Here is a 26,937-nt window from a genome sequence, read left to right as displayed (position 1 = left end):
GTTGTGAACAAACGACAAATCCGTATAGATAAAAGGAATTCATACATAACGTGATTTATTGGTAGTAGTAGTGAAAGGGGTATGTTTTTGGTGGCAAAAAATACGATTGAATATAACGATGATGCGATACAGGTATTGGAAGGTCTTGAAGCTGTACGTAAACGTCCTGGTATGTACATTGGAAGCACGGACAGCAGAGGTCTTCATCACCTTGTATACGAAATCCTTGATAATTCCGTCGACGAAGCGTTGGGTGGATACGGGGATCATATCATTGTGACGATACATAAAGATAACAGCATAAGCGTGAAGGATAAGGGCCGTGGAATGCCTACCGGAATGCATAAAATGGGAAAACCTACCCCCGAAGTAATTTTAACGGTATTACATGCAGGTGGAAAGTTTGGTCAAGGCGGATACAAAACGAGTGGCGGACTACATGGTGTAGGTGCATCAGTCGTGAATGCTTTATCCGAATGGTTGACCGTAACGATTAAGCGGGATGGTATTGTATACGAGCAACGCTTTGAAAATGGAGGTAAGCCAGTTACAACACTTGAAAAGATTGGGACAACCAATCAAACAGGTACGACGATCCATTTCAAGCCGGATACAACCATCTTTAGCACCACCACTTATAACTTTGAGACATTATGTGAGCGTCTACGAGAATCTGCCTTTTTGTTAAAAGGATTAAAAATAGAGCTGAATGATGATAGAAATTCTGTCAAAGAGGTTTTTCATTATGAAAGCGGGATTGAAGCATTCGTCACTTACCTTAATGAGGAAAAGGATTCGCTTCACAATGTCGTTTCCTTCGAAGGTGCCCAAAACGGGATTGAGATAGATTTCGCTTTTCAATTTAATGATGGATATTCAGAAACCATCTTGTCTTTTGTTAATAACGTGAGAACGAAAGATGGCGGGACACATGAAGCTGGCGCTAAAACAGCAATGACCCGTATTTTTAACGAATACGCCAGAAAAGTGAATCTTCTAAAAGAAAAAGACAAAAATTTAGATGGGTCAGATATAAGAGAAGGACTTTCTGCCATTATTTCCGTTCGCATCCCTGAGGAACTCTTGCAGTTTGAAGGGCAAACAAAAGGGAAACTTGGCACAAGTGAGGCACGTTCTGCGGTAGATAGTGTAGTTTCAGAACATCTTGCCTACTTCCTGGAGGAAAATCCAGAAACAAGTTCGATGCTTGTGAAAAAATCCATTAAAGCTTTCCAAGCCAGAGAAGCGGCTAGAAAAGCCAGAGAAGATGCCCGGAGCGGGAAAAAGAGAAAACGATCTGATGCGATGCTTAGTGGAAAATTAACTCCAGCCCAATCACGCAATCCGCAGAAAAATGAAATCTACCTGGTAGAGGGTGACTCTGCAGGAGGTTCAGCTAAACAGGGCCGTGATCGCCGTTTCCAAGCAGTCTTGCCACTTCGAGGGAAAGTTATCAATACCGAAAAAGCCAAGCTTGCAGACATTTTTAAAAACGAAGAGATTAATACCATTATCCATGCAATAGGTGGTGGCGTTGGACCAGACTTTTCAGTAGAAGACATCAACTACGACAAAGTGGTGATCATGACCGATGCCGATACAGATGGTGCGCATATTCAAGTGTTGCTGTTGACCTTCTTCTATCGCTACATGAAGCCGCTTATCGAGGCTGGAAAAGTGTTTATCGCACTTCCACCTCTTTATAAAGTAAGCAAAGGGACCGGGAAGAAAGAAGTTTTGGAATACGCCTGGTCTGATGAAGAGTTGAAAGGAGCTATCCAAAAGATTGGTCGAGGCTATACCATCCAACGTTATAAGGGTCTTGGGGAAATGAACGCAGATCAATTGTGGGAAACGACCATGAACCCGGATACTCGTACCTTAATTCGAGTACGAATTGACGATGCAGCCCGTGCAGAACGCCGTGTTACTACACTAATGGGGGACAAAGTGGAACCAAGACGTAAGTGGATTGAAAGCCATGTTGCCTTTGGATTGGAAGAGGACCCTAATATACTTGAAAATGATAACTTGTTGGTCGCAGCAGAGGAGGTATAACAGATGACACAGATAGAGAAATTTCACGACTTACCCCTAGAGGAAGTTTTAGGCGACCGATTTGGACGTTATAGTAAATACATTATCCAGGAGCGTGCATTACCAGATGCACGTGATGGACTTAAACCCGTGCAACGACGAATTTTATATGCTATGTATGCAGAAGGAAATGTGCATGATAAACCATTCCGTAAGTCTGCGAAAACAGTTGGTAATGTAATTGGTAACTATCATCCACATGGAGATTCCTCTGTGTATGATGCAATGGTCCGTATGAGTCAGGACTGGAAAGTACGTAATATGCTTATTGAGATGCATGGTAACAACGGTAGCATTGATGGTGACCCACCAGCTGCAATGCGTTACACGGAAGCAAGATTATCACCAATCGCTTCTGAGCTTTTACGCGATCTTGATAAAAAAACGGTAGAATTTATTCCTAACTTTGATGATACATCGCAGGAACCGGTTGTTCTTCCAGCCATGTATCCAAACCTTTTAGTAAATGGTTCTACAGGAATATCTGCCGGATATGCAACGGACATTCCTCCACATCACCTTGGAGAAGTCATTGATGCAACTATAATGCGCATCGATAACCCTTCTGTGACAGTGGATGAACTTATGACAGTGATCAAAGGACCAGATTTCCCTACTGGAGGGATCATTCAAGGAGTAGAAGGCATCAAGAAAGCCTACGAAACTGGAAAAGGCAAAATCATCGTTCGTGGATTGGCTGAAGTGGAAGATATCCGAGGTGGAAAGCAGCAGATTGTTATCACAGAGGTTCCATATGAAGTGAACAAAGCAAATCTCGTAAAAAAGATAGATGAACTACGCTATGACAAAAAAGTAGACGGGATCTCAGAGGTGCGTGATGAAACCGACCGTACAGGCCTACGTGTTGTCATTGAGCTGAAAAAAGAAGCAGATGCAAACGGGATTTTAAATTACCTTTATAAAAATACCGACCTGCAAATCACTTTCAACTTCAACATGGTTGCCATCTATAAAAAGCGTCCAACATTAATGGGATTACCTCACTTTTTAGATGCGTACATAGATCACCAGAAAGAAGTTATTTCTAATCGTTCACGTTTTGAGTTGAACAGAGCAAAAGAACGCCAGCATGTAGTAGAAGGCTTGATGAAAGCACTCTCTATTTTAGACGAAGTAATTGCTACAATCCGTGCTTCCAAAGACAAACGCGATGCAAAAGATAATTTGATTGCCAAGTTCACTTTTACAGAGCCACAAGCGGAAGCCATTGTTTCCTTGCAGTTATACCGTCTGACAAACACTGATATTACCGCTTTGCAAGCCGAAGCAGATGAACTTGCTAAAAAGGTTGCAGAGTTAGAAGCTATTCTAGCAAGCGAGAAAAAGTTACTTTCTGTTATTAAATCAGATTTAAAACGCGTGAAAAAACTCTATACAAATGAGCGCCGTTCTAAAATCCAGGATCAAATCGAAGAGATTAAGATCAACCTGGAAGTAATGATTCCTTCAGAAGACGTCATTGTTACTGTTACAAAGGACGGATACGTAAAGCGTACAAGCTTACGTTCTTTCTCCGCATCCAATGGACAAGATTTCGGCATGAAAGAAACGGACAGAATAATCTCTAGGTTGGACATTAATACAACCCAAACGTTGCTATTGTTCACTAACAAAGGTAATTATTTGTTCTTGCCAGTCCATGAACTGCCTGACATTCGCTGGAAAGACATGGGCCAACATGTAGCAAACATTGTTCCAATAGACCGAGATGAGTCCATCATAAAAGCAATACCTGTGAGCAATTTCGAGGATCCTCAATTCTTGTTGTTCGTAACACGTAACGGAATGGTCAAGAAAACAGAATTGATCTCCTATAAAGCACAACGCTACTCTAAGCCACTTATGGCTGTAAACCTTAAAGGTGATGACGTGGTAATCGATGTACATCTCACAGATGGCGCTAAAGATATCTTCTTGGCGACAAGAAGCGGATATGGCCTTTGGTTTACCGAAGAGGAAATTAATGTCGTCGGCGCCCGTGCAGCGGGTGTGAAAGGCATAAACTTGAAAGATAATGATTATGTTGTGAGCGGCTTAGTATTCGAGAAAGAATCCAAGGCCATGTTATTTATCGCCACCCATCGCGGTGCGGTGAAGAAGTTAAAAATTACCGAGTTTGATAAAGCGACACGTGCTAAACGAGGACTAGTTATGCTTCGTGAAGTAAAAAATAATCCACATCAGATAGCAGCAGTTGATCTTGTGGAACCTTCAAGTTTCATTTATGTACAAACGGAAAAAGGCGTTGTGGAAAAACTAGCTGCCGCCTCGTACCGTAACAATGACCGCTATTCAAACGGATCATTCGTCCTGGATCAACAGGAAGCAGGAGATGTAGTGGAGATGTGGGTAGAGACGGAAGAAGAAGTTGAAGGTAAGGAAAAATAGTCATAAATTTTTTCGGACCGCTTTTTTTCGCTGGATTTTAGCGAGGAGGGGCGGTTTTTTTGTGTTTGTTTGGTTATATATTGGTGAACTGTTGGGTGGGAAGAACTTTATTGATTTCGGTTTACTAGATTTATGTTATGTAAACTTAAAGTGTGAAAAAATAGTGAAATTGTAGAACATCTTTACTTAGAGGTAGAAGGTTGAGTGGGAAATGTCGAAGTAAATCCGGGAAATGTAGAAGGTGTCAGTTTTATCGTAGAAGGTCACGAATAAATGGTAGAACCAGTTTTGATATGTCCAACCTCTCCAGTTAAATATTGTTTATGAAACAGAAGATAGGCAATATTTGATATAATAAGGTAAAACAATGCTTGAAGAAACAATACTCAATACATATCTCCAAGCATATCAATTACAAACAGCTAATAGAATAATGGGGAAAGAAAGGGGATGCATTATGAAGCCAGTATTACTAGTTGTAGATGTTCAAAAAGGGTTTGACGATCCAGCATGGGGTCAGCGCAATAATCCAGATGCTGAAGATAGAATGCTAGAACTTATGAAAGCTTGGAGACAAAAAGAGTTTCCTATCATTCACGTTCAACACGTATCTCAAGACCCGAATTCTAAACTTCATCCCAGCAACCCTGGGTTTGCTTTGAAATCGGGATTCGAACCGCTGGAAGACGAATATTTTATCCGTAAAAATGTAAACAGTTGTTTTATCGGAACACAATTAGACAGCTATCTAAAGAAAAATGGCTATCAAACAATGATAGTAATTGGTTTGACTTCCAATCATTGTGTATCTACTACAGTAAGAATGGCTGGTAATCTCGGGTATAGAACATATGTTTGTAGTGACGCAACTGCAGCATATGAGACTGTTTCCTATGACGGTTTGAAGCTATCAGCAGAAGAAGTTCATCGTCACGCTTTATCGGCATTACACCAAGAATTTGCAGAAGTTACTACAACTAAGGAAGTCATAAAATTATTACAACAGCAAACAATTAAGAATTAATAAAGAAAACAACGCCATAGAGATGTGGCGTTGTTTTTTAATAATGAGTTCGATCAACTTTTTTACTCCAGTTCATGAAAGGTTGCAAAGAGTTGACTAATGGTAGATGAATAAAGGGGAGGGTTCGCTTTGCAGGGTCAAGTTGAACTTCACGATAAATAAACTCGTCATCAAAATGAATGGAGGCAGCATCTTTTCGATCTGCAGCAAAATATACGGTTGGAATACGAGACCAATAGATAGCACCAAGACACATCGGACAAGGCTCACAGCTGCTATAAAGTATACAATCTCTAAGCTCAAAGGTTTGTAAACTATGACAAGCCTTGCGTATAGCCATAACTTCAGCATGTGCTGTTGGATCGTGATTACTGGTCACTCTGTTGACACCTTCGGCAATAATTTGATTGTTTCTTGTAATTACAGCACCAAATGGACCGCCATTTTCATTAACATTTTGAAGAGCCAAATCAATGGCACGGTGAAGAAAGAATTCGTGCATATGCTTTTCCAAAGAAACACCTCCAAAATAAGGGGTTCCTAACATCTTATTGCATTATTTTTAAGTTAATACGTTTCGAAAGTAAATACTTATAAATCTAAACTATTAACTAAATAGGATAGATAAATGGAGGGACAAATTCATAAGAATGATTGCGGTAATAATATTATGTAAACTTATATAATAAAAGAGATGACTTCGCTGAAGATTAATATTATTACATAGAGGAAATGGTTCAAAAATAAAATATTTAAATCTTAATTAGCCAGACCCACTTATTTTGATATGAGATTCTTGATTTAACATTATAAAAAAATATTTATTGAAAAACTGCAAGTTAAATTAAATAATAGGTAAACTGCGGCATTTAATGATTTTAACCGAATTCGTCTCACTATCATAAGTTTACTTTGTTTTTGATACAAAATACCGATTTTTTAATTACTTCCCATAATAAGTGTTATGTAAACTCTAAATTTAATTTAAAAAGAGAGCACATTCACTCTCTTTCATTAAGTATATTATAAAACTCCTGTTCAAATATCCTATCTTTTTTCAGCCAGGTTTTGTAGGTATACGGACTAATTCCAATTTTTTCACTAGTGAGCTTTACACAACCATTTACTTTTAATATGTTTAAAAAAATCCTTCTGCGTTCTAACACAGCTTCTTTAGTAACTTTTATAGCTCTATCTTTCAGCTGATTGTAGGACAATTTTTCTTTATTGAATTCATTAAACTTCCTTTGTAGATACAAAGTTTTGTCCTTGTAAATCCAGTTAGCGAAAGTCTGAATTGATTTCCTTCCTGAAATGAATAGATGATAATGTGATTTTCTGTCCTTCAAAGATGGCGTTAAATGTTGTTTTTCAAACACCTTTATTAATTCACTAAAAAATAGTTTGGATCCGCCAACAAATGTTACAACGTATTTTTCGTAATTAATACTTCCATCTCCATCAAAATAACCTCTTACAAAATGATGTATATATTCTTCTGGTACATAAGGAAACTCAACAGTTTTAGACTTGTTTGGTGTTAAGCCGTGAATATTCATCAAGTCATCTTTAATGATTTTGCTGTTTATGTTAAGGAAGTATACCCCATATTTATTTTTACCTATTGGATGATTAGACTTCATTTCATCCCGTATTTGTTCAAGAATCCCGATTTCTTTTTGTGAAATACTTAGAGTTTGTGTTATATCAGTAATAGTTCCATCCGCCAAGAAAAACCCTAATATATACGCCATGTTTGGTGACCAGTGCTTAAAATAATCCTCATTTATATGATACTTCCTCTTCCAATGTCCCCTTGGCCGCAGTTCCACATTATTCTTCTTAAGAATTTGTGTAATTCTTCGGCTAGTTACATTCCCTTCGATTGCAATCTCAGTGGTACTCATGCCATCTTCATACATTTTAATAATTTCTCGGAGGTCTAAGGTGATTTTTCTATTTGGCATCTGCTTCATATTTTCGCCTTCCTCTCCTCTAGATATAGATCTAATTGCCTATATTTCTATTATACGAACATATGTTCTTGTGTGCAAATAATAGCACTTCACCCGTATAAAAAAGAAAAAACCGCCCATCACTGAGCAGTTTTCCCTTCCATTTTCATCAACTTAACCGTCAACCCAACAGCCCCCATCACCATGACTCCCCCAATCCATGGAGTATGGATCAGACCTATGGAATCCACAATAATCCCGCCGAACAACGATCCAATCGCTATCCCTACGTTAAATGCTGCGATATTGAGCGCAGAAGCGACGTTCACTGCAGAAGGTACATATTTTTCCGCCAGATTCACAACCAACACTTGGAGTCCGGGTACATTCATAAAAGCAAACATCCCCATTAAAAAGATTACAATCAACCCTACAACTTTAAATGGCGCTGCAAATGTCAAAACAATTAAAATAACAGCTTGCATCATAAACATCCACATAAGTGCCTTCAAAGGATTTTTATCGGAAGCCTTACCACCAATTACATTTCCAACTGCAACAGCAATTCCATAAACAAGTAAGATACCACTAACCCAATTTGCACTGAATCCTGTGACATCTACCAACAGTGGTGTCAAGTAAGTAAAGGTAACAAAAGTCCCTCCATACCCTAAGGCGGTTATCGCAAAAGCGATCAGAAGTTTACTGTTTTTCAACACATCAAGTTGCTCACGTAACGTTGATGGTGGTGCTTCTTTTAAATCTCGTGGGATGAGAAACCAACTTGCTGCTGCTCCAATCACTCCCAATAAAGCAACACCCCAAAACGTTGCTCTCCAGCCAAACATTTGCCCAATAAAGGTTCCTAGTGGTACACCTGTTACTGTCGCTACAGTTAATCCTGTAAACATCAATGCAATGGCGCTTGCTCTTTTGTCGGCAGGAACAAGATCTGCAGCAATTGTTGCCCCTATTGAAAAGAAGATTCCGTGTGAAAAAGCGGTGATAAACCTTGCTACCAATAGTAATTCATAATTGCTGGATAAAGCTGCTACTGAATTACCAATAATAAATACAATCATTAGAGAGATAAGTAACGTCTTTCGATTCATCTTATTTGTAAGTGCGGTTAAAACTGGTGCACCAATGGCAACACCCATCGCATAGCCCGAGATTAACAATCCTGCCATTGTAATCGAGATGTTCAAATCATTTGATATCGTTGATAATAAGCCTACTGGTACAAATTCAGTAGTACCAATTCCAAACGCACTAATTGCTAAAGCTAACAATGCTAACGTACTATTTTTTCTTTTTGTATTAGAATGATTTATAGGAACTGCTTGTGAACTCATAATAAATTCCTCCTTCATAATATGCGGACTACCTTGGGCGCCATATGGTAGCCTTACGAGTCCTTATTATGAAGGCAGTATTTATTAAATGTAAGTACGCACTTTAAAGTGAGGTAGGCACCTGGAAGTACCCTATTTACCTTTAAGACCATGGTGGTATAATGTGTGAAATAAATACCTTATAAAGAAGGGATACTTTATGAAGAAATACAACATTCCAGTGGAAGCTGCGTTGGAAGTTATCGGTGGTAAATGGAAAGTAGTCATCCTTTGTCACCTTATAAAAAGTAAAAGACGAACAAGTGAACTCAAAAGGTTAATGCCTACTATTACGCAAAAGATGCTCACACAACAATTAAGAGAACTAGAGTCTGATGGTGTTGTGAATCGCATTATTTATAATCAAGTCCCTCCTAAAGTGGAGTATGAATTAACCGATTACGGCTGGTCCCTGAAGCCTGCTTTGGACATGCTTTGTGCATGGGGGGAACACCATATTGAGAAAACTTGCCCAGATAAAGAGTTAGTTTTAATAGATACAAATGAAAAATAAGTAACCCCCTTCCTCTACTTTGAAAGGGGGTTACTTCATTCATCTGGCAACACTTCATAAGCCATCTTCCGAATAATTTTCTCGTGTTCCGGATACTTTTTCATTAATTCTGCTTGTGAAAACATCTCAAAATCCTTGAATTCAAAGCCAGGTGACACCATGCAACCAACTAATGCATAACTATCTGGAGTGTCGACACTTGAACCGAAAATAGAATTTTTCGGAACTAATACTTGCGGTCTTTCCCCTTCCTCTAAATTCAAACCTAACTTGTGTTGCTCATACTTCCCTGCTTCTGTAATGACGTGGACGGTTAATGAACTGCCCCCATGAAAATACCATAATTCATCTGATTTTAACCGATGAAAGTGTGAAATGTTTTCATCGGTAAGTAAAAAATAGATGCTTGAATAGAGCTTTCGTTTACCATCAAAAGAAACAGATAGTTCATTATCAGTGATGTTTTCCCCTGATACGTATGTTTGTTTGTAAAAGCCACCTTCTGGATGTGCTTCAAGCCCTAATGCCTCTACCCAATCTTTCACTTTATCAAGACTCATAATTACTCATTGACTCCTTCCCCAATTAAATCTGAATATATAAAAGTATAGCAAACAAAAACAAAAACCCAACAAAATTATTGGGTTTAGTTTTCTCTCTTCTTCTTTTCATGTACACTTAGCTCTTCTGAGAACTCTGTTTGTAGTTCCATCGGTTTAGCGTCCCTCTTCGATTGCTTCCTAGGGTGATCCGGGAAAACACTTTTGACAAGGTATAGATGAAAGAACACTTCAAATACAGTGATCGTTAAAGCTGCTATAGCGGATGGTAACAAGAATCCTCCACTTAGATTGGTCAGAATATATACCATAAAAGCAATAACGGCAAAATTAAATACAAAGTCAAAAACTGCAGCGAATGTGTAATTTGTTCGTGGCAAGACCATATCATCCACTACAAAGTACGAAAAAGTAACAAGAAGAACGGTTGTCAAAAGGATATCTAGGAAAGAGATCTCAGCAAACTGATTCAAGAAAAAGGATAGGATTAAAAAGCTGGCGATGAATTTTATTAATAACGGCATAACATGCTTCATTTTTTTCACTCCTTTTCCCTTGTAGATTGCTCGATGAAAAGGTGTTTTATACAAGTAAACCCCCTCGTTATTAAAACAAGGGGGCACAACTAAATTATTCAGTAATATCGCGATTACGATATCCTATAAAGCCTACCAATGTTAATAAAATTGCAATAAAAATAAGAATGGCAAGGGTTAGATAGCTGACCTCTTCGACTGGGATTTGTGGAATATGTCCGTATGGCGATAAAGTTGCCATCCATTCAGGCAACTTGAGCATGCCTCCAAGATAAACAACAAAAAACGAATAGCCCAGTACAAGCCATGTGAGACCTGTCAATTTAGGCTTTAATCCAATTGTAGCTACCCCTATTCCCGTCACGATCCACAATGCAGGTAAATAGACTAACCCAGCTTTTAAAAATGACTGCAACGAAATGGGATCGTCCATGACTGAATCTGCTGCCACCCACAATCCTACTATAGCCAAGGTTAGCATAATAAAGCCAAAGATGAGAGACAACAACATGTAACTCCCGAGGAGCTTTGATCTTGACACGCTTTTAGAAAGAATTGGCTCCAGGTGCCCCCTCTTCTCCTCCCCTTTTAGCTTTAACAAAAACATGATAGGAGGAATTGTACAAAGCATCGAAATAATAGCCATAAGCATGGTCATAAACTGTTCAGTTAACGTGTATCCTTCCACAGGAGGTAACATTTCTGCCATCATTTCATTACTAGAAATGAATGTTTCCAGGTCCCCTAGCACGGACCCATACGATACACCTAAGATGAACATTCCTATCGCCCAAGCGATGATTGCAGTACGTTGGAGCCTGAACGCCAATCCGAAAGGACTATTTAAGAAACGTGAAGCATTTCTTTTACCCGGCTTTGTTGGGATGAAGCCGGAGCCCAGATCACGCAACGCATGTAAATAGAGCGCAGTTATGGCAATAATTATTGAGGTCCCTATTGTAAGAAAAACCGGCCACCAATAGTTGTTCACATAAACTTCTGTCCCCAATATCCATCCCAGTGGGGAAACCCATGACAAGGTTTCATTACTTACATCTCCTACCGCACGAATTAAGTACGATAAAGTAAGTACAGTAAATGATAATCCAATTGTCCCCCGCGGATTGGAGGATAACTGTGCAAAAAGAAGCGTAATTCCCGTGAAAAATAACCCTGTAGCACCTAATGCTGCACCATATAAAATAGAACCGTTCAAATCAATGCTTTCAATTCCCAGAAAGAATAAGCTAAAAGCAATTAAGAAAGCCAATAACACATTGGTTGCTGTCATTACAAGTAGAGTTGCAGTAACATTAGCTAAACGACCTACAGGCAAGGAACGTATTAACTCCACGCGTCCCTCTTCCTCATCATTTCTTGTATGACGAGTAACGAGTAGGATACTCATGATTGCTACCACTATGGCTGTAAAAAGAAGCATTTGATGCGCCATCATTGGGCCTTCTGTATAGTTTTCCAGTCCATAGCCCTTACCGACCATTGCGGTCATGGCAGGATTCTTCATCGTTTCAGCGATTGCTTGCCTTTCCTGGTCATTGGCATACAAACCAGAAAAAGAAGTGGCAGTTAATAAAGTCATTAGTGTAATGGATATAAGCCAAATTGGAATACGAATTTTATCACGTTTCAAAATGAAGAAAATAAGGTTTCCTGTATTACTAAAACGTTGCTTCCACATTAGGATTCTCCTCCCGCTCCTGTATTGGAAGTATTGCCACTATCATAATGTCGCATAAATAAATCCTCTAAAGTAGGAGGAGAACTCTCTAACTTTACAAGACCGAACCCGCTCACATGCTTCATGACGTTAGCAAGTTCCTCTGCGTCAACTTGAAATGATAATGCAGAGTCTTGTTGTTCTACTTCATGTATACCTTTCAATGAACGAATATCCAATACCTGCTCTTTTGTTTCAATAAGGAGATTTGTTCTGGTTAAATGTCTTAACTCATGTAACGTGCCTGTTTCTATTATTTTTCCTTGTCGAATGATCCCTACACGATCACAGAGCTTTTCAACCTCAGAGAGAATATGGCTTGAAAGAAGCACACTCTTTCCGGCAAGTTTAGCCTCCAATACGCATTCCTGGAAAATCATCTCCATTAATGGATCAAGTCCTGAAGTAGGTTCATCTAGTATATATAAATCTGCATTTGAAGCAAATGCCGCAACTAATGCTACTTTTTGCCGATTTCCTTTAGAATAAGTTCTGCATTTTTTTGAAGGATCCAGTTTAAATCTTTCAATCAACTCTTCTCTCTTTCCAGTGTTGCTTCCTCCACGAAGTTTCATGAATAGATCAATGACTTCTCCACCAGTTAGATTTGGCCATAATGTCACATCACCAGGTACATAGGCAATGCGTTTATGAATCTCTACAGCATCCTTCCAGGCATCTAAGCCAAATATCTTTGCCTCGCCTTGTGAAGCTTTTAGAATGCCCAATAATATACGTATAGTGGTGGATTTCCCCGCTCCGTTTGGTCCGATGAATCCGTAGACCTCTCCACTGTTTACATTTAGATTTACCCCGTCCAACGCAGTGAATTTACCGAATGTTTTACATAAATTTTTTGTCTCTAAAATGGTCATGAAAGACCCTCCCTCAATCTACATGATAGATCATACAGAAAAGAAAAATATGAAATATTTTTACTTACATAGTTCATAATATATATAAAATAGTCCTTTGACAAGAGTTTATGAACTATTTTATTTGTTTTATTACATAATTTTGATTAAAATATAAAAGAGGTGAAAAATGATGGACGGTTTTCAACGACGGAGAGAACAAAAGAAACAAGATATTTTAGAAGCTGCTTTGACTCTTTTTATGGAATATGGAGTCCAGAAAGTATCTATTTCTGAAATAGCCCAAAAGGCCAATGTTTCGCAAGTAACTATCTATAATTACTTTGAAAGCAAACATAAATTAACAAGTGATGTGTTTGGTTATTACATAAATAAAACTTCTGACGATTTTGAAAAGCTCATTCACAGTGATATCCCGTTCCCAGAGAAAATCAAACAAATTATTTTCAATAAAAAAGAAATTTCAAAACAAATACACGAAGAATTCTATCACTATATGATGAAAGAATATGCAACAGAAGGTAATATCATCGAGAAAATCTATGTGGAAAAAGCACTTCCTTATTTTGCGAAATTGTTTGAGGAAGGAAAGGAACAAGGTTATGTTGATCCAAATCTTTCCCAAGAAGCCATTCTTTTCTATGTGCAGATGCTTAAGGATTATATGCAACGAGAAGAAGTCTATCAAAAAGTGCTTCCGTTAACAGAAGACATTACCAATATCTTTTTTTACGGTATTATCGGTAAAAAGGAATAAAAACAGGCTTCCTCTTGTGAGGTGCCTGCTTTTTTATTATCCCTTATTAATTACCTCATCGATAATTCCGTATACCTTTGCTTCACTTGCAGTCATAAAATGATCTCTGTCGGTATCAAGCTCTATTTTTTCAATTGGCTGTCCAGTATAATCAGCAATCATTTTATGAAGGTCATCTTTTAATTTCAGGATTCTACGAGCTGATATTTCAATTTCCGTCGCCTGACCTCTAACACCACCGAGTGGCTGATGAATCATAATTTCACTGTTTGGCAACGCAAGCCTCTTCCCCTTTGTTCCTGCCATCAACAGCATTGCGCCAAAAGATGCGGCCATCCCAATACAGATTGTTCGAACATCTGGTTTGATATAGTGCATGGTATCAAGAATGGCAAATCCAGCAGTAGTAGAGCCGCCTGGACTGTTGATATAGATGGAAATGTCCTTTTCTGGGTCATCGGCGGCTAGAAAAAGTAATTGGGCAACGACACTATTTGCGATCTGATCATTTATTTCATCCCCAATCATGATAATACGGTCTTTCAGCAAGCGAGAATATATATCGTAAGAGCGTTCTCCTCTGCTGGATTGTTCAATGACATAAGGTATGGTATTCATGTTCATTTCCTCCTTCTTTATGCAGCGCACTTAAATGCATTGTTAGGAGTGTGAGTAGGAAGTGCGTACGTCGTGACGTTAAGCTGGAAAATAGTCGGCAGGGCATCAATGAGAACTCCTGGATCTTCTTCCTGAAGGCTTTCTAGGAATAACGGTGGCAATAGTTGCTTTTCCTCCTCGCTCCAAAAACTGTCCATGAGCTCAATATTAGGTGCCTCTTTTTTGTTCAATCTTTTTCTTGAGCGGTGCAAAGCTGCTTTTACCGCTCCTTCTGTTGTGCCAAGCATGTCGGCAATTTCAGCAGATTGATAATTAAATGCTTCTGTAAGAAAGAATATCACTGCCTGTTTGGGTGTAGTATGTGTAAGTAATGTATCTGTGATAATGAGGGCTTTCTCCAAATCATGATGATGCACCTCTTCATTAAGAACATCCTGCACTATTTCTTTTTGTCGACTCCGAACAACATCAATCCACTTGTTGTAAGCAATTTTCTTAAGAAGACTTTGGCTAATAACAGAACCATGAGCGTAATGCTTAATAGTCTTTGCCATGGTTTCTTGTGCAAGGTCACAGCCATCCCATTCGTTTTTCGTAAGAAACAGGCAATATCGGAGTAATAGACGATAATGGTCCTGTAGGCACTCTTCCTGGGACAAGGCGTTTTGCCCTACCAATTTTTTATTTGCATTTGTCACTGAGCAACACTCCTTTACTCCACTCTATTAACTAAACGATTTATTAGCCCCTGAAGATACGGGGGACTTTAAAATTTTTGGAAGTATGTAATATGTAAACAGACTGTAAAGAAAAATACCCCCACAAATCTGAACATTTTCTTTAATATTATATATACAATACATAACCTTAGTATCAGTATGTTCAAAGGAGGTAACTATGCAGACATATGTAAAGGATTCTTTACTAGAATGGAAAGAAGAAATGTTAAAACAGAAAAAAGAGATTGATGATGAATATGAAAAAGTGAAGTCTGATCTTCAGTTATATTCCATTAAGTTCAGTATTACGAAACAAGTGATTCAATCCACGATAAATGATGAAATTATCGACAACATCAAAGAATCATATCACAAACCATATGAAGAGAAATTCAATGAACTTAAGCAATACATAAAAGAGCTAGATGAAAAAAGAAAAGTGTTTCAAATGTTTGTGGACAAAATAGATAAAGTCAGCGAAACAGAGATGATGGAGAAATAGAATAATATGGCCAGGTTGGAAATTAAGTAGAATTCCCACCTGGCCATCTTGTTTAATGTGGATTTACCATTTTACTCGGATCAACAAAGGCATCAAATTCTTCTTCGGTTAGCAATTCCAATTTTAATGCGGCTGCTTTTAATGTGCTCCCTTCTTTATGTGCAAGCTTAGCAATGGAGGCCGCTTTTTCATAACCTATGTGAGGATTTAGGGATGTTACTAACATCAAAGAGTTTTGAAGGTTTAAGGCTATTTTTTCAAGGTTAGGTTCCATCCCGCTTACACATTTGTCGTTGAAGCTGTTCATGCTTTCTGTCAAAAGTGTAACGGATTGTAGGAAATTATAGATAATGACGGGTTTGAACACATTAAGTTCAAAGTTACCTTGACTCGCAGCAATACCAATGGTTACATCATTGCCCATAACTTGCGTGGCTACCATCGTCAGTGCCTCACTTTGGGTGGGGTTGACTTTGCCAGGCATAATAGAACTTCCCGGTTCATTTTCCGGTATAGTTATTTCACCTATCCCACTTCTTGGACCACTGGCGAGCCATCTTACGTCATTGGCAATTTTCATTAAATCTGCAGCAAGTGCTTTTATTGCTCCATGTACAAACACAACCTGATCATGACTGGTTAATGCATGAAATTTGTTGGCAGCAGAAGTGAAGTTTTTTCCGGTCAGCTGGGTGATTTCTTCCGCTACCATCTTCCCAAACTCAGGATGTGCATTTATCCCTGTACCTACTGCCGTTCCCCCTATAGCCAGTTCTTTCATATAGGGTAGGCTTTCTATAATCATTTTCTCCCCTTTTTCCAGCATATGATGCCAACCACTGATTTCTTGGCCTAGTGTAAGTGGAGTAGCATCTTGTAAGTGTGTTCTTCCGATTTTAATGACACCCTCAAATTTGTCCGACTTTTGTAGTAAGGTCTCTTTTAGTCTCGTTAATGCCGGAAGAAGTCTTTCCTCCACTGCTAACACCCCAGCAATGTGTAAGGCAGTCGGAAACGTGTCATTGGAGCTTTGGGACATGTTCACATCATCATTTGGATGTATTCGGTCCTCTCCTCCGCTCTCAGATAAAAGTTGATTTGCCCGATTGGCAATCACTTCGTTTACATTCATATTGGATTGTGTCCCGCTACCTGTTTGCCATACAACAAGCGGAAAATGCTCATCCCATTTTCCCGTTATTATCTCCTCAGCAGCGGTTGAAATTGCCTCTGCTTTTTCGGTAGAAAGTTTGCTCAGTTTATGATTACTTTTTGCCGCTGCTTTTTTTAACAGTGCAAAAGCGTGTATGATCTCAATTGGCATCTTCTCCACACCAATAGCAAAATTTTCGATGCTTCTTTGCGTTTGTGCTCCCCATAGCTTATTCTTTGGAACTTTTATTTCTCCCATTGTATCTTTTTCAATCCGGTATTCCATGTATGTAATCTCCTTTCTATTCATTACTTACTATTTACCTCTATTGTTAAAAGAAAAACGTAGTCTTTTCAGATAAGTATTTCTTTTTGTCCATAAAAATAACCTGCTCCTCGTTTGAGAAACAGGTTAACTGATTTTCTTTTAGTTTGTAACTTCTTCTTTAATTGCATCCATTCTTTTGCTTACTTCTTCTTCTGTTAATCCGTGCTCGATGATATAGCGGTTTCTTGGATCTATACGGCATTCATGGGAGCAGCTGCGCAGGTACTTGTGTTCGTTTTCCTCAGAGCTCAAGATTTTCTTGTTACACTCAGGGTTAGCACAGTTCACATAGCGCTCACAAGGCTCACCGGAAAAATGATCTTTCCCGACTACTACATGTTCTTTTTGATTAATTGGTACACTTATGCGTTCATCAAACACATAGCATTGTCCATCCCATAGTTCTCCTTGTACTTCAGGGTCCTTCCCGTAAGTGACAATACCTCCATCCAGCTGGGAAACATCCTCAAAACCTTCTTCAAGTAACCATCCGGAAAACTTTTCACAACGTACTCCGCCAGTACAATACGTTAAAATCTTTTTGCCTTCAAAATTCTTCTTGTTTTCTTTGATCCATTGAGGAAGTTCTTTAAAAGTATTGATGTCCGGTTTCACTGCACCACGGAAATGTCCGAGGTCGTACTCATAATCATTACGAGCATCAATTACCACTGTATCTTCACTTTGCAATGCTTCCAACCATTCTTTTGGTTTTAAATGCTTCCCTGTTGTTTTGCGGGGATCGATATCATTTTCCAGGCGTAATGTTACCAACTCTGGACGATAACGGACCTTCATTTTAGGAAATGCATGTTCAGATACTTCATCAACTTTATAGATGATATCTGAGAAAAATGGATGTGCGTTCATATGCTCGATATATGCATCCGTTTGCTCGATTGTACCTGAAACAGTTCCGTTAATCCCTTCTTTTGCAATTAGTACACGACCTTTCAACCCTAACTCTTTACAGAATTCCAGATGTTCTTGAGTGACCTCTTCAGGATTCTCAATATCTACATATTTATAATACAATAATACTCTATAGTCTTGACTCAATATAATCACCATTACCTTTATTAAATTTATCTATTTACATAGTTGACATAATTGTTTCTTTATATAGGAAGTTACAACATATTACTATATCAAAAATGATGGGATTGTGACAAGCTTTTATTACGATAACGTAAAGAAGTGTGTGCCATTTCTCTATTTTTACTGAAAATGTATTGATTAACGTTATATTAAAGGGTATATTTTATTCAATTGTAGGCGTTTTCAGTTATTTATTCGAAACGTTTCACTAAATTGATTTAAAGGGGTTGTTACAATTTGAAAAAGTTGCTTGGGTTATTTTTCATAACCATGGTGGGTGTTGGTGCAATTTTCTATTTTATAAGCACTCCAGTAAAAACAGCTATTCATCCGAAAAATGATATGGAAAAAGAACTATTGGAAACTGCTGAAAAAACGTTTCGATTTTTCGAAAAATATACAGATTCTGAAACAGGTCTTACTATGGATCGCGTTGACTTCGAGCAGGAGGAAACAAAAGCGGAACATACATCCCCGACTAATATTGCCATGTATATGCTCGGCATGGTTTCTGGTGTGGAACTTGGATTTATTTCTAAAAAAGATGCCGAACAAGAGCTTGAAAAAACATTGAATTCATTGCTTGAGATGAACACTTGGAACGGACTTTATTACAATTGGTACTTCACGAAGGATGGCACACCAAAAACAGATTGGGGACAGTTTATCTCTAGTGTTGATAATGGTTGGTTGACTGCAGGGTTAATCGTTACCGGGCAGTATTTTGAAGATCTGAAAGATTTAACAGATCCTCTCGTGGAGCAAATGGATTATTCCACCCTTTATGACCCTTCCGTTGGTCATCTACATGGAGGATATGATAAGGAACAAGAAAGTCTCACTCCTCACCATTACGGGATGTTATATACGGAACCGCGAGTGGCAAGTTACCTCGCAATTGGTAAAGGAGATGTACCTGAGGAACATTGGTGGAAGTTGTACCGAACTTTTCCGCCTGAATTTGATTGGCAATCTCAAACTCCTTCGGGTGTGATGAAAGATTATAACGGTGTAAGTTTGTTTCAAGGCGTATACGAATATGAGGGAATCAAATATGTACCGAGCTGGGGAGGCAGTATGTTTGAAGCATTGATGCCAAGCCTTGTCTTGAAGGAAAACGAACTCGGTGTGGAAGCTTTAGGCTTAAATAATCTGCAGCATGTAAAAGGTCAAATTCACTATGCGGAGGTTAATAAGTTAGATGCTTGGGGCTTTTCGCCTGCAGCAATTCGAAATAATTATGGAGAGTTTGGAGCACCTGTATTAGGAGCAGAAGGATATGAGGATAAAGCTACTGTAACACCTCATGCCAGCTTCCTTGCTCTAGAGCATGCTCCTGAAGAAGTCTATAACAATCTTAAAAAGCTGCAAGACATGGGTGTTTATGGAGAAGATTATGGCTATTATGATACAGTCAATCTTAAATCAGGTGAAGTTGCCCATGCTTATCTTTCTTTGGACCAGGGAATGATTTTAGCCTCGATCACCAATTATTTAAAGAAAGGTGTCATCAGGGATTATTTTCATCAAGATCCAATTGGGAAAAAGCCGGAACATCTTTTGGAAGTGGAGGATTTTGGTATCAGAGATTAAACATAAAAAGAGCCCTTGGCGGCTCTTTTTATTATGCTAAAAAGAAGTTATTTTATTGAACCAATATATGATAAAGAATTCACTTCTGCAGAATCATAGGAACCGTCTAGTAATTTTCTAATATCTTCAAGCATCGTCGGGAGGTCTACATCTTCTCCTTGTCTTCCAGAAAAGGGTTCAGCAACATAGAAAGGTTGGGTTAGGTATGCTTCTAATCTTTCCCCTCTCTTATATGTTTGAATTTCTGATACAGGGAGTTGATCTATTCCTCTGACTTGAACAAGCGAGCGTAACTCACGGTATCGTCTAAGAAGTTTTTGTGAGCGTTGTTGTATGGATAAGTGGTGTTGATCTAGGTGAGCACCTTCTAAAACAGATGAGGTGGATTGTAAAGGATTAATAGCTGGATATTTGTGTCTTGCTGCAAGGTCTGCATCAAATTGCCATACCGTTTCTAAAGGTCCATAAGGAAGGTCTTCATCCACTACCTCCCCACTTAAATCAAGAAGAAATGTTGTAACAGTATTCATTCCGACCTTTTCTAGCTTATTGTGAAGGTCTTGAATGTTGCCGTTCGCTACATGTCCTCTGTCAGCAGTGAAAATTATATCCTTATTCTGACCAAGTTCCATGATCTTTTGGTAGGCTTCTTCTATTGTGTTTACAGTGAAATCGACATGATCAAGAATGTCCGCAACTTCGGGATGTTCCACCTTAGGTGATAGCATAATGGAAATGTACCCTTCTCGTTTAAGACGGTAATACAACTCTGCTAGAATCACAAGTTGCCCCATGCCTGGCCTTGCTACAAGACCGTTAGTTCCTCCTTTAGTCAATGGAGCAAATAAATCGATTGCTTTAATTTTTGTTTCAATCATATCAATTTTCTCCCCTCTCAATATTAACTCATCCAAGCTACACTCTGCTAAATCAGCTAGTGCGATAATGGTGCGTACCTCTGCTCTACTTACAGGGATTTTGCCTGTGCACAGATTTGAAACGGTGGCGGGTCTTAAGCCCACAGATTTAGCAGCACTCGTCAGGTTTGGTACCTTTCTACGTAATAAAGCAACATTCAATCTTACATTTTCCATTATTTTCACCTCCTATTACTTTATAGAGTAATTGATGCTATACTCAAAAGCAACATAAATTTACGTTTTAAAGTAATTATTTTTACTTTTCTTACATTGTGGTTTGGATTGTAACTTTTCGGAGGCTGATTGTAACTATTTCTTTAGTTATTGTAACTTTCAAGAAGGTTATTGTGACTTTTATAACGGTTATTGTGACATTTCGAATTTCGTAATAAATAACAACAAAAAAAAGAGCAGCATCGAAGCTGCTCTCTCCCCTCGAACAAACTCTATTAAACATCCAACTCCATATCCGTCGATGCTGAACTGTTATATACAGAAGTATCAAGGTCATTTGTCACCTTACTCGTCAATACGCCTGCGGTCATACTACCACTAACATTCACTGCCGTACGTCCCATATCAATAAGTGGTTCTACAGAAATCAACAAACCTGCAAGCGCAATTGGTAAGTCCATTGCAGATAGCACTAGAATGGCTGCAAAAGTTGCACCGCCTCCTACTCCCGCTACCCCGAACGAACTAATTGCTACGATGACTATCAACATGAATAGGAATGAAGGATCTAACGGATTTATTCCCACAGTCGGTGCAATCATCACTGCCAGCATAGCTGGATAGACACCTGCACAACCGTTTTGACCAATAGATAATCCAAAAGAACCCGCGAAATTTGCAATTCCATCTGACACACCAAATTCTTTCGTCTGGGTCTTGATATTTAATGGTAAAGCTCCAGCACTGGTACGCGAAGTAAAGGCAAACGAAAGAACTGGAATCGCCTTACGAACATATGTTAATGGATTTAAGCCGGCCATCGCTAAAAGAACTAAATGGATACCGAACACAATCGCCAGTGCCACATAGGATGCTGCTACAAACTGTCCAAGCTTCGCAATGGCTCCATAATCACTAGTTGCGGTAACTTTGGTCATCAACGCTAAAACCCCATATGGAGTTAAACGAAGAATTAATGTCACAACTCTCATAATGATGGTATAAAAGGTATCCACTATTTTTGCAAAGGACTCTGCCTGTTCGGGGTTTTTCCGTCTAACCCCTAAATAAGCAATCCCAATAAATGCTGCAAAAATAACTACAGCAATCGTAGAAGTGGATCGTGCACCAGTGAAATCCAGGAACACATTGGATGGAATAAAATCCAACATCTGTTGAGGGAATGTTTTGGATGCAAGGTCTCCTGCTCGCTGTTCCATCTGCTCTCCTCTAGCTGTTTCCGCTTCTCCTTGCTCAATTTGTATTGCTTCTAAATCGAAGACAAGTGTGGTACCGATCCCAACGGCTGCTGCCACAGCTGTTGTACCGATTAAGATTCCAATGATTAACCCGCTAATCTTTCCAATGTTACTCTTTAAAGTAAGTCTGGTGAATGCTGCGATGATACTGATGAACACTAATGGCATAACAATCATCTGCAGAAATTTTACATAACCAGAACCAACAATATTGAACCAGTCTATAGAACCTGTCAAAACTTCTGAACCTGATCCATAAACAAACTGTAGTCCAAGACCGAAAAGAATCCCTATCCCCAATGCAGAGAAAACACGCTTAGAAAAAGAAACGCCTCTCTTTTGCATCGTATAGAGCCCAAAGCAAAGTAAAAGTAATAAAATAATATTAAGTACAATAAACAAAGTTTCCATACTTTCTCCCCCTTCTTTCTTACTCAAATACTTTAATCCGCCAATACAACTCTGCTAAGAGGAATTGGATTTGGAAGAATAACTTTCCATGGGAAAATTATTCTTTGTTATAGTGTATTGAGCTTATTCTCATACATGCCCATCAAACAAAAAAAGAGGCTGTCCTTTTTTACAGGACAACCTCCATAGTATTATTGTTCTTTGTCTATCATTGTTTCAAATGCTGTGGAAACTTTATTAAACTCTTCGTCCGTTTCAATTTCGGATAATTCTCCGTCTTCTTCCACTTTCAAGAAGAAAATATCGACATCGCCAGTCGTGTCTTTTGCAATCTCTTCTACAAAACCGACTGCTACGTATACAGAAGCTTCCACTTCCATTGTTCCAAGAACCTCAAGCTCTTGTTCCTGATCGTTCTCATCGGTCACAATAAAAATATCTCCTACTTCTATCTTATCCATTTTTCTATCTCCCTTCAGTTACTTAGTGCTCTTGTAAGTATTTTCCTTGTACTCCTCATTCTATACACGATATAGAACTTACTTATCTTAACACACTGTGTTACTCAATTGGTGTAGGCATCAAATAAAAACGAGCCTCCACCTCAAAGATGGAAGCTCGTTTTTTAGTGTGTTTTTAAAGGAACAAGCCACAACTGCCGTAACTTAGTATAAGAAAGTTTTAAACCACCACTCCTGAAAGTGGGTGTTCGCAAAAACATTCCTGTCGTCCTCTATCCATGGAGGCATGACATTCCTGCTTTTATATAAAACTCCCTAGCTAAGTATAAAGGTTAAAACTTTGTTATGGTTACGTACATCGTAGCTTGTTTCCCTATAGTACAGGAGAACGAGAAAAAATGCAAATGGTTTTAATTATAGCACTTTCTTGAAATGTTCCCCGCAATATGAAAGCACAGCCTTCTCCTCATCTTCTTCCATTTCAAAATCTAACGCCTTGTTGGTATTTTCTTCGTAGAATTGATATTGAGCAATCCTATGTCCATTACCATCTACGGCAAGGATCAACTTTATATATACACCTTGATCGGAATACAATTCATCTTCTTCATCAATTTCCAGATCTAGAAAAAATTCATACCTATCTCCGTCGATGATTCCTGTTGGATCTTTGAGTTTTTCCGCTTCATGACCTTTAATATTCATTGCTAAATCTTCCTTTCTATCTCTTAAGATTCCTGTTAGTAAAATCTTTCTTCTTTGCTTTTTCTTTTCTCGCTTTTGCGATATTTATATTTCGTTCTTCCTCGTAATCGTCACGGTCAGGTATACTAATTCCTTTAAAAACGAGCTTCTCAAGAGGCATATCTATTCCCTTTTCAATCATTTGTAGAAAATCCACATCCCTAGGAGCGTAAAGCGTGTATGCTTCTCCTGTTCCACTTGCTCGTCCTGTGCGGCCGGTACGATGGATGTATGTCTCTAAGTCTTGTGGAATGTCATAATTATACACATGTGTCACGCCTTCTACATCAAGCCCGCGAGCAGCTACATCTGTTGCAACCAGATATTGAAGTTTAGCTTCCCGGAACCATTTCATGGCTCTGTTACGTTTGGATTGCGGGATATCTCCGTGTAATGCTTCACATTCTATTCCCTCGTGTTTTAGAACTTCAGTCAGTTTTTGTACCCTCGCCTTTGTACGGCAGAAGATAATGGCCAAATATGGATTATGTTCTTTTATAAGATGAAGCATAGTACCTTCTTTACGGCGGTCCGTTGTTTCTACGGCATAATGGTTGATCGTCTCTACAGTCACTTGCTTTTCCACAATTTGAATGTGTTTAGGCTGCTTCATATACTTTTGTGCTAAGGAATGGATCTCATTTGGTATAGTTGCAGAAAAGAGCATCGTCTGACGAGAAGAGAATGTTTCTGCCGTGATGGTATCTATATCCGGCAAAAAACCCATTAATAGCATCTGATCCGCTTCATCAATGACAAGCATGGAGATCGTCGAAAGATCAATCGTCCCTCTTCTTACATGATCTAGCAATCGTCCAGGTGTTGCCACAATAATATGCTGTGCCCCTTTTAGTTTTTTGAGCTGAGCTTGGACATCCTGCCCTCCGTAAATGGCAAGTACGTGTAAATCATCTATATTTTCTTTTAGTTTTTTAATCTCTTTTGTAATTTGATGGGCAAGCTCCCTTGTTGGGGTCAATATCAGGGCTTGCGTATCAGGGTTATTAACATCGACTTTTTCTAGAATAGGAAGAATAAAAGCCAATGTTTTTCCCGTTCCGGTCTGCCCCTGTGCAATTACATCATGTCCCTCTAGAACAGTAGGAATGGTTTGTTCCTGTATGGGGGTTGGGGAAGTTATTCCCATGGATTTTAAGGAGTGATTTACTCCCTTACGTATCCCTAGCTTTAAAAAATCAGTCACTCTTATCACGTCTCTTTTCTATATATAGCCTTGAAATAGCTTTCATAACTATATCACATATTAAAGTAGTGCATAAACAAAAACCGATCTTACTTTAGATCGGCTTTTAAACATTCTATCCAATTTTATTTAAACCAACCTTTTTCCTTGGATTGGGTAATAGCTTCAATTCGATTCTTTACTTCGAGCTTATCTAATATGGTAGAAATGTAGTTTCTAACGGTACCTGACTTGATGCTTAATTCATCTGCAATTTCCTGCGTATTTTTCCCGTCTGCCACCAGTTCCAGAACCGCTTTTTCCCTTTCTGTGAGAGGGTTTTCCTCTCCGTAGAAATCATCCATCAATTCAGGGGCATAAACACGTCTCCCTGACATAATGCTACGTATGGAATTGGCCAAGTCTTCACTCGGGCTGTCTTTCAATAAGTAGCCGGTAACTCCCGCTTTTAAGGCTCGTTGAAAATACCCGGTTCTGGCAAATGTGGTCAAGATGATGACTTTGCAGCCTAAGCCTTTTAACTCTTCCGCTGCTTCTAAGCCTGTTTTTTCAGGCATTTCGATATCCATAATACATACGTCAGGCTTATATTTATGAAATAGAGCGACTGCCTCTTCCCCATTTCCTGCCATGCCGACCACTTCCATATCCTCTTCCAGATCTAGTAATGAACCTAAGGCGCCTAACATCATGCGTTGGTCCTCTGCTATTACTATCCGTATCATGCTTTCTCCCCCTGTTCCCTCTGATTGACCATTTTTGGTACCTTTATTCGGATTGTTGTTCCCTTTTCACCGCTTATCTCCATCAGGCCATTTACAAATTCTAACCGTTCCTTAATACCGAGCAGACCGCTGCCTTTTCCTATGTCATCTTGCTCTGTCATACCAACCCCGTTGTCTTGAATGGTCAGCCTGATTTCGTCACCTAATTGTTCCATACGGACGATACATTTGGTTGCTTTACTATGTTTAACTACATTGGTAACCGCTTCTTTCAAACACATACTCAATATGTTCTCTAAAAATAATGAATTGTCCTTTAAAGGTAAATCGTGTTCCAATTTTAGTTCTATCTCTGCAGCGTCAAGTATTTGTTTTATCCTTACAAACTCCTCTTTTAAACGAATTCCCCTCATTTGGGACACCATTTGTCTCACTTCATTCAACGCGGTCCTCGCGGTTTGTTGGACATCCTTTAGCTCCGATTTAGCCTGATCAGGGTTTTTATTCATTACCTTCCTTGCAAGATCACTCTTTAAGCCGATCAACGAGAGTTTTTGTCCAAGTGTATCATGCAAGTCTCTTGCAATTCGTTGCCTTTCTTCTTGGATGATAAGCTCAGAAATTCTTTTATTGGCTACATCCAACTGTTCTTCTAACTGATCCTGTTTACGTTTATTGTAAAGATTAAACGGCAATAAGATCACGGCAATCCAAATGATCACTACAAAAGGGATTTGCTTTAGGAATAACTCGTCTCTCATGACAACATTTATGTTAATTGCTACAGTAGTTGCAATTAGGTGAATGATATATAGCACAATAAAGGCAATTTTATTTTTTATTTTCCCATTGTAAAATGCAATATAGAAAGCAAAATAGATGAAATGAAACAATATAGTCATCGTGATGGAAATCCCAATCAGTAAGCAAGTCCAGAGATAAACCGGCCACTTATTAGAGATAAACGCAAATCTATAAGCAATAAAAAATAGAATCGTTAAGAAAATACCCACTATTATTTCAGGTGTGGATGATGATTGAAAAATAAAATAAAACGGCAGGATGCTGAATACGCTCCAGATGTATGGGGATATTCCAGAACCCTTTTGAAACATTAAGTATCTCTTTTTCATAGTTGAAACCTCATTTACCTTTTACAAGTCTAGTATC

Annotated in this window: 25 protein-coding genes and 1 other RNA gene; 7 read left to right on the top strand and 19 right to left on the bottom strand. The window is 38.7% G+C overall.

Going from position 1 to position 26,937, the window contains the following annotated elements; translation table 11 throughout:
- Positions 1 to 90 precede the first annotated feature (90 nt).
- The 3 genes from parE to FZC76_RS00470 all read left to right on the top strand — a co-directional run bounded on the left by parE (position 91) and on the right by FZC76_RS00470 (position 5,530).
- The gene (gene parE / locus FZC76_RS00480) at positions 91 to 2,058 is read left to right on the top strand and encodes a DNA topoisomerase IV subunit B (RefSeq protein ID WP_148986318.1); all 1,968 of its coding nucleotides are present in this window, start codon (positions 91 to 93) and stop codon (positions 2,056 to 2,058) included.
- A 3-nt stretch (positions 2,059 to 2,061) separates the two neighbouring features.
- Complete coding sequence (parC, locus tag FZC76_RS00475) at positions 2,062 to 4,506, top strand: DNA topoisomerase IV subunit A (protein WP_148986317.1); 2,445 nt, start codon at positions 2,062 to 2,064, stop codon at positions 4,504 to 4,506.
- 457 nt (positions 4,507 to 4,963) lie between these two features.
- Positions 4,964 to 5,530, top strand: a complete 567-nt coding sequence (locus FZC76_RS00470) for a cysteine hydrolase family protein (RefSeq protein ID WP_148986316.1) — start codon at positions 4,964 to 4,966, stop codon at positions 5,528 to 5,530.
- Between the two features lie 37 nt (positions 5,531 to 5,567).
- On the opposite strand, the gene FZC76_RS00465 is transcribed toward FZC76_RS00470, so the two are convergent.
- The 3 genes from FZC76_RS00465 to FZC76_RS00455 all read right to left on the bottom strand — a co-directional run bounded on the left by FZC76_RS00465 (position 5,568) and on the right by FZC76_RS00455 (position 8,840).
- Positions 5,568 to 6,032: a nucleoside deaminase gene (locus FZC76_RS00465; RefSeq protein ID WP_148986959.1), complete on the bottom strand. Its 465-nt coding sequence runs from the start codon at positions 6,030 to 6,032 to the stop codon at positions 5,568 to 5,570.
- A 499-nt stretch (positions 6,033 to 6,531) separates the two neighbouring features.
- Positions 6,532 to 7,506, bottom strand: coding sequence for an LAGLIDADG family homing endonuclease (locus tag FZC76_RS00460; protein WP_187441911.1), 975 nt, complete (start codon positions 7,504 to 7,506; stop codon positions 6,532 to 6,534).
- A 119-nt stretch (positions 7,507 to 7,625) separates the two neighbouring features.
- A complete protein-coding gene (locus FZC76_RS00455; RefSeq protein ID WP_148986315.1) occupies positions 7,626 to 8,840 on the bottom strand; it encodes an MFS transporter in 1,215 nt (404 codons plus the stop codon).
- A 199-nt stretch (positions 8,841 to 9,039) separates the two neighbouring features.
- Here FZC76_RS00455 and FZC76_RS00450 point away from each other — a divergent pair, with 199 nt between their 5' ends.
- Positions 9,040 to 9,393 carry a winged helix-turn-helix transcriptional regulator gene (locus tag FZC76_RS00450; protein ID WP_148986314.1) on the top strand — a complete coding sequence of 118 codons (354 nt, stop codon included), beginning with the start codon at positions 9,040 to 9,042 and terminating at the stop codon, positions 9,391 to 9,393.
- 35 nt (positions 9,394 to 9,428) lie between these two features.
- Here the strand turns inward: FZC76_RS00450 and FZC76_RS00445 are convergent, their stop codons facing one another.
- From FZC76_RS00445 to FZC76_RS00430, 4 genes are all read right to left on the bottom strand, one after another.
- A complete protein-coding gene (locus tag FZC76_RS00445; protein ID WP_148986313.1) occupies positions 9,429 to 9,953 on the bottom strand; it encodes a cupin domain-containing protein in 525 nt (174 codons plus the stop codon).
- 86 nt (positions 9,954 to 10,039) lie between these two features.
- The gene (locus tag FZC76_RS00440) at positions 10,040 to 10,489 is read right to left on the bottom strand and encodes a DUF2512 family protein (RefSeq protein ID WP_148986312.1); all 450 of its coding nucleotides are present in this window, start codon (positions 10,487 to 10,489) and stop codon (positions 10,040 to 10,042) included.
- A gap of 94 nt (positions 10,490 to 10,583) precedes the next feature.
- A complete protein-coding gene (locus FZC76_RS00435) occupies positions 10,584 to 12,188 on the bottom strand; it encodes an ABC transporter permease (protein ID WP_148986311.1) in 1,605 nt (534 codons plus the stop codon).
- Positions 12,188 to 13,102 (bottom strand): ABC transporter ATP-binding protein, encoded by a 915-nt coding sequence (locus FZC76_RS00430; protein ID WP_148986310.1) that lies wholly within the window; start codon positions 13,100 to 13,102, stop codon positions 12,188 to 12,190. Before FZC76_RS00430 ends, FZC76_RS00435 begins: the two co-directional genes overlap by 1 nt.
- A 172-nt stretch (positions 13,103 to 13,274) precedes the next feature.
- On the opposite strand from FZC76_RS00430, the gene FZC76_RS00425 reads away from it, so the two are divergent.
- Positions 13,275 to 13,859: a TetR/AcrR family transcriptional regulator gene (locus FZC76_RS00425; RefSeq protein WP_187441947.1), complete on the top strand. Its 585-nt coding sequence runs from the start codon at positions 13,275 to 13,277 to the stop codon at positions 13,857 to 13,859.
- Between the two features lie 36 nt (positions 13,860 to 13,895).
- Here the strand turns inward: FZC76_RS00425 and clpP are convergent, their stop codons facing one another.
- Both clpP and FZC76_RS00415 read right to left on the bottom strand, forming a co-directional pair.
- Positions 13,896 to 14,483, bottom strand: coding sequence for an ATP-dependent Clp endopeptidase proteolytic subunit ClpP (gene clpP / locus FZC76_RS00420; protein ID WP_262372331.1), 588 nt, complete (start codon positions 14,481 to 14,483; stop codon positions 13,896 to 13,898).
- An 11-nt stretch (positions 14,484 to 14,494) separates the two neighbouring features.
- A complete protein-coding gene (locus tag FZC76_RS00415) occupies positions 14,495 to 15,175 on the bottom strand; it encodes a sigma-70 family RNA polymerase sigma factor (RefSeq protein ID WP_148986307.1) in 681 nt (226 codons plus the stop codon).
- Positions 15,176 to 15,374: 199 nt separating this feature from the next.
- On the opposite strand from FZC76_RS00415, the gene FZC76_RS00410 reads away from it, so the two are divergent.
- Entirely contained in the window at positions 15,375 to 15,698 is a 324-nt protein-coding gene (locus FZC76_RS00410; protein ID WP_010193599.1) for a hypothetical protein, read from the top strand.
- Positions 15,699 to 15,750: 52 nt separating this feature from the next.
- Here the strand turns inward: FZC76_RS00410 and fumC are convergent, their stop codons facing one another.
- Together fumC and trhO are read right to left on the bottom strand one after the other, a co-directional pair.
- Positions 15,751 to 17,136 (bottom strand): class II fumarate hydratase, encoded by a 1,386-nt coding sequence (gene fumC / locus FZC76_RS00405; protein WP_148986306.1) that lies wholly within the window; start codon positions 17,134 to 17,136, stop codon positions 15,751 to 15,753.
- Positions 17,137 to 17,277: 141 nt separating this feature from the next.
- Positions 17,278 to 18,237 (bottom strand): oxygen-dependent tRNA uridine(34) hydroxylase TrhO, encoded by a 960-nt coding sequence (gene trhO / locus FZC76_RS00400; RefSeq protein WP_262372330.1) that lies wholly within the window; start codon positions 18,235 to 18,237, stop codon positions 17,278 to 17,280.
- 276 nt (positions 18,238 to 18,513) lie between these two features.
- On the opposite strand from trhO, the gene FZC76_RS00395 reads away from it, so the two are divergent.
- A complete protein-coding gene (locus FZC76_RS00395; protein ID WP_148986305.1) occupies positions 18,514 to 19,869 on the top strand; it encodes a glucoamylase family protein in 1,356 nt (451 codons plus the stop codon).
- Between the two features lie 47 nt (positions 19,870 to 19,916).
- Here FZC76_RS00395 and FZC76_RS00390 read toward each other — a convergent pair whose 3' ends face one another.
- The 8 genes from FZC76_RS00390 to FZC76_RS00355 all read right to left on the bottom strand — a co-directional run bounded on the left by FZC76_RS00390 (position 19,917) and on the right by FZC76_RS00355 (position 26,900).
- Positions 19,917 to 20,963, bottom strand: coding sequence for an ATP synthase beta subunit C-terminal domain-containing protein (locus FZC76_RS00390; RefSeq protein ID WP_148986304.1), 1,047 nt, complete (start codon positions 20,961 to 20,963; stop codon positions 19,917 to 19,919).
- Between the two features lie 275 nt (positions 20,964 to 21,238).
- On the bottom strand, positions 21,239 to 22,633 hold the full coding sequence (locus tag FZC76_RS00385) for an L-cystine transporter (protein ID WP_148986303.1): 1,395 nt from the start codon (positions 22,631 to 22,633) through the stop codon (positions 21,239 to 21,241).
- A gap of 191 nt (positions 22,634 to 22,824) precedes the next feature.
- Positions 22,825 to 23,094, bottom strand: a complete 270-nt coding sequence (locus FZC76_RS00380; RefSeq protein WP_148986302.1) for a DUF1292 domain-containing protein — start codon at positions 23,092 to 23,094, stop codon at positions 22,825 to 22,827.
- 181 nt (positions 23,095 to 23,275) lie between these two features.
- Positions 23,276 to 23,464, bottom strand: a non-coding RNA gene (ssrS, locus tag FZC76_RS00375) — 6S RNA.
- A 44-nt stretch (positions 23,465 to 23,508) separates the two neighbouring features.
- Complete coding sequence (locus FZC76_RS00370) at positions 23,509 to 23,799, bottom strand: DUF6509 family protein (protein ID WP_148986301.1); 291 nt, start codon at positions 23,797 to 23,799, stop codon at positions 23,509 to 23,511.
- 16 nt (positions 23,800 to 23,815) lie between these two features.
- A complete protein-coding gene (locus FZC76_RS00365; protein WP_148986300.1) occupies positions 23,816 to 25,042 on the bottom strand; it encodes a DEAD/DEAH box helicase in 1,227 nt (408 codons plus the stop codon).
- 125 nt (positions 25,043 to 25,167) lie between these two features.
- Positions 25,168 to 25,767 carry a response regulator transcription factor gene (locus FZC76_RS00360; RefSeq protein ID WP_148986299.1) on the bottom strand — a complete coding sequence of 200 codons (600 nt, stop codon included), beginning with the start codon at positions 25,765 to 25,767 and terminating at the stop codon, positions 25,168 to 25,170.
- Entirely contained in the window at positions 25,764 to 26,900 is a 1,137-nt protein-coding gene (locus tag FZC76_RS00355) for a sensor histidine kinase (protein WP_148986298.1), read from the bottom strand. Before FZC76_RS00355 ends, FZC76_RS00360 begins: the two co-directional genes overlap by 4 nt.
- Positions 26,901 to 26,937: the final 37 nt, after the last annotated feature.

Source organism: Sutcliffiella horikoshii, from assembly GCF_008180725.1.
GTDB classification, from domain to species: domain Bacteria; phylum Bacillota; class Bacilli; order Bacillales; family Bacillaceae_I; genus Sutcliffiella_A; species Sutcliffiella_A horikoshii_B.
Note: the sequence above shows the minus strand (reverse complement) of the source record. Positions and strands in the feature narration are given on the sequence as shown.

Bases quoted from the DNA above. Each gene is read 5' to 3' on its own strand.
- FZC76_RS00360 (WP_148986299.1), bottom strand. From the start codon at position 25,767: ATGATACGGATAGTAATAGCAGAGGACCAACGCATGATGTTAGGCGCC.
- FZC76_RS00465 (WP_148986959.1), bottom strand. From the start codon at position 6,032: ATGCACGAATTCTTTCTTCACCGTGCCATTGATTTGGCTCTTCAAAAT.
- FZC76_RS00445 (WP_148986313.1), bottom strand. From the start codon at position 9,953: ATGAGTCTTGATAAAGTGAAAGATTGGGTAGAGGCATTAGGGCTTGAA.
- FZC76_RS00440 (WP_148986312.1), bottom strand. From the start codon at position 10,489: ATGAAGCATGTTATGCCGTTATTAATAAAATTCATCGCCAGCTTTTTA.
- clpP (WP_262372331.1), bottom strand. From the start codon at position 14,483: ATGAACATGAATACCATACCTTATGTCATTGAACAATCCAGCAGAGGA.
- FZC76_RS00355 (WP_148986298.1), bottom strand. From the start codon at position 26,900: ATGAAAAAGAGATACTTAATGTTTCAAAAGGGTTCTGGAATATCCCCA.
- FZC76_RS00460 (WP_187441911.1), bottom strand. From the start codon at position 7,506: ATGAAGCAGATGCCAAATAGAAAAATCACCTTAGACCTCCGAGAAATT.
- parC (WP_148986317.1), top strand. From the start codon at position 2,062: ATGACACAGATAGAGAAATTTCACGACTTACCCCTAGAGGAAGTTTTA.
- FZC76_RS00435 (WP_148986311.1), bottom strand. From the start codon at position 12,188: ATGTGGAAGCAACGTTTTAGTAATACAGGAAACCTTATTTTCTTCATT.
- FZC76_RS00455 (WP_148986315.1), bottom strand. From the start codon at position 8,840: ATGAGTTCACAAGCAGTTCCTATAAATCATTCTAATACAAAAAGAAAA.
- FZC76_RS00410 (WP_010193599.1), top strand. From the start codon at position 15,375: ATGCAGACATATGTAAAGGATTCTTTACTAGAATGGAAAGAAGAAATG.
- FZC76_RS00385 (WP_148986303.1), bottom strand. From the start codon at position 22,633: ATGGAAACTTTGTTTATTGTACTTAATATTATTTTATTACTTTTACTT.
- FZC76_RS00450 (WP_148986314.1), top strand. From the start codon at position 9,040: ATGAAGAAATACAACATTCCAGTGGAAGCTGCGTTGGAAGTTATCGGT.
- FZC76_RS00370 (WP_148986301.1), bottom strand. From the start codon at position 23,799: ATGAATATTAAAGGTCATGAAGCGGAAAAACTCAAAGATCCAACAGGA.
- FZC76_RS00470 (WP_148986316.1), top strand. From the start codon at position 4,964: ATGAAGCCAGTATTACTAGTTGTAGATGTTCAAAAAGGGTTTGACGAT.
- FZC76_RS00425 (WP_187441947.1), top strand. From the start codon at position 13,275: ATGGACGGTTTTCAACGACGGAGAGAACAAAAGAAACAAGATATTTTA.
- fumC (WP_148986306.1), bottom strand. From the start codon at position 17,136: ATGGAATACCGGATTGAAAAAGATACAATGGGAGAAATAAAAGTTCCA.
- FZC76_RS00380 (WP_148986302.1), bottom strand. From the start codon at position 23,094: ATGGATAAGATAGAAGTAGGAGATATTTTTATTGTGACCGATGAGAAC.
- FZC76_RS00430 (WP_148986310.1), bottom strand. From the start codon at position 13,102: ATGACCATTTTAGAGACAAAAAATTTATGTAAAACATTCGGTAAATTC.
- FZC76_RS00390 (WP_148986304.1), bottom strand. From the start codon at position 20,963: ATGGAAAATGTAAGATTGAATGTTGCTTTATTACGTAGAAAGGTACCA.